Origin of the sequence: Hydrogenophaga sp., assembly GCF_030158645.1 — a bacterium.
Taxonomy (GTDB): Bacteria; Pseudomonadota; Gammaproteobacteria; order Burkholderiales; family Burkholderiaceae_C; genus Hydrogenophaga.
The window spans coordinates 1-5,727 of record NZ_JAOASO010000146.1 but is presented as its reverse complement, the minus strand read 5'-3'; the positions used below and the strand labels follow the sequence as shown (position 1 = coordinate 5,727).

6 protein-coding genes are annotated in these 5,727 nt (G+C 67.5%); all 6 read right to left on the bottom strand.

The window, feature by feature from the left end; genetic code table 11:
- Positions 1–212: 212 nt before the first annotated feature.
- Entirely contained in the window at positions 213–764 is a 552-nt protein-coding gene (locus Q1W68_RS15655; protein ID WP_300648520.1) for a MarR family winged helix-turn-helix transcriptional regulator, read from the bottom strand.
- Positions 765–766: 2 nt separating this feature from the next.
- Complete coding sequence (locus Q1W68_RS15650; RefSeq protein WP_300648522.1) at positions 767–2,479, bottom strand: acyl-CoA dehydrogenase family protein; 1,713 nt, start codon at positions 2,477–2,479, stop codon at positions 767–769.
- 16 nt (positions 2,480–2,495) lie between these two features.
- Positions 2,496–3,488 (bottom strand): Bug family tripartite tricarboxylate transporter substrate binding protein, encoded by a 993-nt coding sequence (locus Q1W68_RS15645; protein WP_300648524.1) that lies wholly within the window; start codon positions 3,486–3,488, stop codon positions 2,496–2,498.
- A gap of 59 nt (positions 3,489–3,547) precedes the next feature.
- A complete protein-coding gene (locus Q1W68_RS15640; RefSeq protein ID WP_300717066.1) occupies positions 3,548–3,967 on the bottom strand; it encodes an acyl-CoA thioesterase in 420 nt (139 codons plus the stop codon).
- A complete protein-coding gene (locus Q1W68_RS15635) occupies positions 3,964–4,728 on the bottom strand; it encodes an SDR family NAD(P)-dependent oxidoreductase (protein WP_300717065.1) in 765 nt (254 codons plus the stop codon). Before Q1W68_RS15635 ends, Q1W68_RS15640 begins: the two co-directional genes overlap by 4 nt.
- 19 nt (positions 4,729–4,747) lie before the next feature.
- Positions 4,748–5,727, bottom strand: a 980-nt coding sequence (locus Q1W68_RS15630) for a thiolase family protein (RefSeq protein WP_300717064.1), incomplete at its 5' end; no start/stop codon positions are given.

Below are 5,727 nucleotides of genomic sequence, written 5' to 3'. Positions count from 1 at the left end.
AGATCACCCGCATGGCGTAGCGCGATTCGAGCAGGTCGAAGAGCTGGATCACGGCTGCGTTGTCCTTGGCACTCATGCGGATTCTCCTGGGGGCTCTGGCAACGGCCCGTAAGGAGGACTATAGGGACGAAGCCCCGCTGCTACCAGTTTGCTAGCTGCGTGCGCCGCAGCAATGTGGCGCAAAGGCCGACGCTACGGACTTACCCGGATTGTCAGGCGCCGGTGCGACGGTAGACCTTGCGCAGCAAGCCGCTGAGCGTCTGCAGCTCGGTCGGGGTGAGCGCGTTCGTGGCTTCCTGTTCCAGGTCGGTCGCCGTCCTCTGGGCCTGGATGTGCAGGCGCTGGCCGGCCAGGGTCAGGTGCAGGCCCTGGGCACGTCGGTCGGTGGGGTGGGGCTGGCGTTCGATCAGGCCGCGCTTGTGCAGGGCCTTGACCATGCCCACGAGGTTGGGCGGCAGGATGTCGAGCGCCGCGCAAATCTGGCGCGAGGTGACGCCGGGGTTGTGCGCGATCACGGTGAGTACCGAAAAGTCCACCGGGCGCAGGTCGTAAGGTGCCATGCGGCGCAGGAACAGCGAAATGATGGTGAGTGCTGCGCGTCGGGCGTTGTAGCCCAGCAGGGTCTCCAGGTACGCCGTGTCGACCTCGGGCGCATCGCTCGCCCCGCTGCCCGTGGCGCCATCGCCCAGCAGGCCCTCGCCCGTGTCTTTCTTGCGCGGACCGCGGGGGCGGCGCATGGCGTTGGCGGTGGAGGTCTCGGGCATCCTCAGAGCATAGCCGCCTGTGGCTGCCTGGCCGACAAGGTGTTGCTCATCATGGCCATGCGCAAGTCGAACTCGGGCCAAACCCAGCGCCAGAAGGCTGCGTGCGCGATGGGGTCCGCGCCGGGCTTGGCCGCCATGCGGTCCCAGGCCCAGGCCATGAGCAGCAGGGCCAGCGCGCGCAAGAAATCGTCGGCCAGCCAGAAGGGCAGGTCTGGCGCCGAGTGGGAGTCTCCGCTGCGCGGCAGCACCTGTTCGCGCACGAAGGCGCTGAAGGCCTGCATGGCTTGCCGGGTGCGCGGGCTTTGCCCGACGTCGTCCGCGAGTTCGGCCAGCAGCGCGGTCAGCGTGGCCGCCCCGTCGGGGAGGGTCTTGCGCACCAGCAGGTCAATGGCCTGGATCTCGTTCGTGCCCTCGTAGATCATGGCCACGCGCGCGTCGCGCACGTGCTGCTCGATGCCCCATTCGCGCACATAGCCGTGGCCGCCGAACACCTGCAGGCAGGCGCTGGCTCCGACAAAGGCCTGCTCGGTCCAGGCCGACTTGAGCACCGGTGTGACCAGGCTGCACCAGCGCGCGGCGGCTTCGCGGCGCAGGGCTTCGGGATGGTGCTTTTGCAGGTCGAGTTCAATCGCCGTGCGGTAAGCGATCACGCGGCCGGCGTCGATCCAGGCGCGCTGGGTGGCCAGGATGCGCTGAATCGCCGGGTGCATCGCGATCGCGTCTGCGTGGCCAGCCTTGCTGGTGCTGCCCGGTGCGCGCATCTGCCGGCGCTCCTGTGCATAGGCGTTCGCCTTCTGCCACGCGGCGTCGAGCAGGCCGATGCCCTGCAGGCCCACCAGCAGGCGCGCGGCGTTCATCATCACGAACATCGCGGTCAGGCCTTTGCCGGGTTCGCCCACCAGGGACGCGGCGGCTTCGTCAAACCGCATCACGCACGTCGGGCTGGCGTGGAGGCCCATCTTTTCTTCGATGCGCTCGCAGTGAACGGCCGACCGGGTTCCATCGGGTTCGAACTTGGGTACCAGAAACAGCGAGAGCCCCTTGGGGCCGGGCGGCGCATCGGGCAGGCGCGCGAGCACCAGGTGCACGATGTTGTCGGTGAGATCGTGTTCGCCACCGGAGATGAAGATCTTGGTGCCGCTGAGCGCAAAACGACCGTCGGCCAGCGGCACGGCCCTGGTCTGCACCAGGCCGAGGTCGCTGCCCGCGTGCGGCTCGGTCAGGCACATGGTGGCCAGCCACTCGCCGCTGGCCAGCTTGGGCAGGTAGCGGGCTTTCAGCCCGTCGCTGGCGTGGTGGCGGATGCATTCATAGGCGCCGTGCAGCAGGCCGGGCGCCATCGTCCAACCGTGGTTGGCGGCGTTGAGCATCTCGTGCAGCACCGCCTCCAGCACCGTGGGCAGGCCCTGCCCGCCGTCTTCCACAGCGCAAGCCAGCGAGGGCCAACCCGCTTGCCAGAACGCCTGGTACGACGCCCGAAAACCCGGCGGCATCGTGACCGCGCCCGCTGCCCATTGCGCGCCGGTCTCGTCGCCGCTGCGGTTGAGCGGTGCCACCACCTCGCCAACAAATTTGCCCGCTTCCACCAGCACCTGCTGCAGCAGCTCGGCGTCGAAGTCGGGGAAGGCGGGCAGGGCAGCGAGTTGTTGGCTCGCGCCCAGCACGCTGTCCAGGATGTGGCGGCTGGCTTCGGGTTGCGGCTCGTAGGCGTTCATGACCGGCGCGCTGTGTTCAAGACTCGGCGGTGAAGCCGATCTTCTTGACCAGCGGACCCCAGAACTCGAAGTAGTACTGCATGCTCTTGGCCATGTCTTCGGGGCTGCCACCCACCGGCACCAGGCCCGAGAGGGCGAGCGAATCGATGACCGACTTTTCTTTCAGCGCGGCGTTGATCGCGGTGTTGGCGTTCATCACCACGGCCGCAGGCGTTTTGGCCGGCGCGTAGAAGCCGAACCACTCTTCCACCACGAGGTCGGGGAAACCTTGTTCGGCGAAGGTCGGCACTTCGGGCACGAAGGGCGACCGGGTCTTGCCCGAGGTGGCGATGATGCGCAGCTTGCCCGCGCGGTGGTTGGCCAGAAAGTCACCGTGCGGCGTGACCATGCTCGCGAGCTGGCCGCCGATCACGTCGGTGATGCCGGGAATGGAGCCGCGGTACGGCACGTGTTTGAGGTCCACACCGCTCTCCAGTCCGAGCAGCGCGCCCAGGAAGTGGGGCGTGGAGCCGGCGGCGGGCGAGCCGTAGTTGGCGTCCTTGGGGTTGGCCTTGGCCCAGGCCAGGTAGTCCTTCACCGTTTTCACCGAGGCCGGCACCATCGGGCCCACCGCCAGACCGTGGGTGAGCAGGGAGGCCATGCACACCGGGGTGAGGTCCTTGAACGGGTCGTAACTCAGCTGTTTGTAGATGTGCGGGTAGATCGACATCATCGAATACGGCGTGAGCAACAGCGTGGCGCCATCGGGTGCCGCGTTCTTCACCGTTTCCACCGCGATGCGGCCGGCCGCGCCGGTCTTGTTCTCCACCACGGCGGCGTTCTTCGTGTAGACGCTCCCACCCAGCTTCTCGCCGATGCGTCGGCTGGTCACGTCGGCGCTGCCGCCCGCAGGAAAGCCGTTGACGATCTTCACCTGCTCCAGGCCTTGTGCACGGGCGGTTTGCAGGCCGAGCGAGCCCAGCAAAGTGGTGGCGGCGGTGGCCTGGATGAATTGGCGGCGTGTGCGCATGGGTGTCTCCTTCTGTGTGGTTGGGAAAGGGCTGCGAATACGGGGGCAGACAGCAGGGGTCAGGTACAGAGTGCCTTGATGTCTTCGGGCACGGGAATGGCCTTGATGCGGTCGGGCGCTTCGGGCGGGTGGATCACGAAGGCGCGCGTCTCGGTGCCTTCGCACAACACGTCGTCACCGCGTTTGACCACATGCTTGTGCATGAACACCTTCTCGCGCCACTCGGTCACGCTGGTGTGGATCTGCAGGCGCTCGCCATAGGTGGCGGGGCGCATGAACTTGGTGTGGATCTCCAGCAGCGGCGTGCCCACGATGCCGCGCGTCTTCACCAGTTCGCGCCAGGGCGGTACCCCGTTTTTCACGAAGAAGTTCAGCGAGGACGCGTCCATCCACTTGGAGAAGTTGGGGAAGAACACGATGCCGGCGGGATCGCAGTCGCCGAACATGACTTCCACTTCAAAGACAACGACTTTGCTCATCTTGGGGCCATCCGCAGGGCGCCGTCGAGGCGGATCACTTCGCCGTTCAGGTGCGTGTTGGTCACGATGTAGGCCGCCAGCGAAGCGAATTCTTCGGGCTTGCCCAGGCGTGGCGGGAACGGGATGCTGGCCGCCAGCGAGGCCTGCACCGGCTCGGGCAGGGTGCGCATGAGCGGCGTGGAGAACAGTCCGGGCGCGATGGTGCAGACGCGGATGCCGTGCTGCGCCAGGTCGCGCGCCATCGGCAGCGTCATGCCCACCAGGCCGCCCTTGGACGCGCTGTAGGCCTGCTGACCCACCTGGCCGTCGAACGCGGCCACGCTGGCGGTGAACACCATCACGCCGCGCTCGCCGTCTTCCAGCGGATCGAGTTTGGCGCAGGCGGCGGCAAACAGGCGGCTGGCGTTGTAGGTGCCGATCAGGTTGACGTTGATCACCTTGGCAAAGTCTTCCAGCGGTGCGGCCGAGCCGTCCTTGCCGACCACGCGTTTGGCGCTGCCGATGCCGGCGATGTTCATGAGGATGCGGGCCGGGCCGTGGGCGGCCGCGGCCGCGTCCATGGCGGCTTGCAGGCTCTCGGTGTTGGTGATGTCGCAGTGGCAAGCAATACCGCCGATCTCGCTGGCCACGCGTTGGGCGTTGTCCAGGTTCACGTCGAGCACGGCGACCTGGGCGCCCAGGCGCGCGAGTTCGCGCGCGGTGGCTTCGCCCAGGCCCGAGCCACCGCCGGTGACGAGGGCGGCGTGTCCTTGAATGTTCATGGTCAGGTTCTTCCTTGTTTCAAGCGGATGTGTTTTCAATCAGGAGTGCCATGCCCTGGCCACCGCCCACGCAGGCGCTGGCGATGCCGTAGCGCTGGCCGCTGCGCTGCAGTTCGCGCGCCAGCGTGAGGGTGAGACGCACGCCGGTGGCCGCGAGCGGGTGGCCCAGGGCGATGGCGCCGCCGTTGACATTGAGACGGTCCAGGTCCATGCCCAGTTCACGCGCCACGGCCAGCGTCTGTGCGCCCTGCGCTTCGTTCACTTCAAAGCGGGCGATGTCGGCCAGCGTGAGCCCGGTGCGTTCCAGCAGCAGGCGGATGGCGGGTGCCGGGCCGATGCCCATGATCTCGGGCGGCACGCCCACGGCCGACGCGGCGACCACGCGGGCCAGTGGCTGCTTGCCATTCGCTTTGGCGTAGGCGCCAGAGGCGACCACGCAGGCCGCCGCTGCATCGACCAACGCCGAGCTGTTGCCACCGGTCTGTACGCCCCCTTCAAACACCGCGCGCAGCTTGGCCAGCACCTCCACCGGCGAGACGCGCGGGTGGGTGTCGGTGGTCACCTCGGTGAGCTTGCCTTGCAGTCGGATGCCGCGCGGCTGGTAGCCCGCGAGTTCGAATTTTTCGCTGATCACGGAGACGATCTCGCCCGCCAGGAAACCACTTTCCTGCGCGGCCACGGCCTTGGCGAAGGAAGCGGAGGCGAACGCGTCCACCTCCCCGCGGGTGATGCCGTACTTCTTCGCCAGGTTCTCGGCGGTCTGGATCATGTTGATGCCGGCCGCCGGGTCCTTGAGCGCTTCCCACATGTAGTCCTTGAAGCCCACCGGTGCACCCAGCTTGAAGCCGGTGCGGTGGTCGAAGGCGGCGATCGGGTTGCGCGTCATGTTCTCGGTGCCCACCACGAGCGCAGCGTCGCAGGCGCCACCCTGGATGTGTTCACCGGCCTGGCGGAACAGCTCGAAGCCGGTGCCGCAGATGCGCTGCGCCATGATGGCCG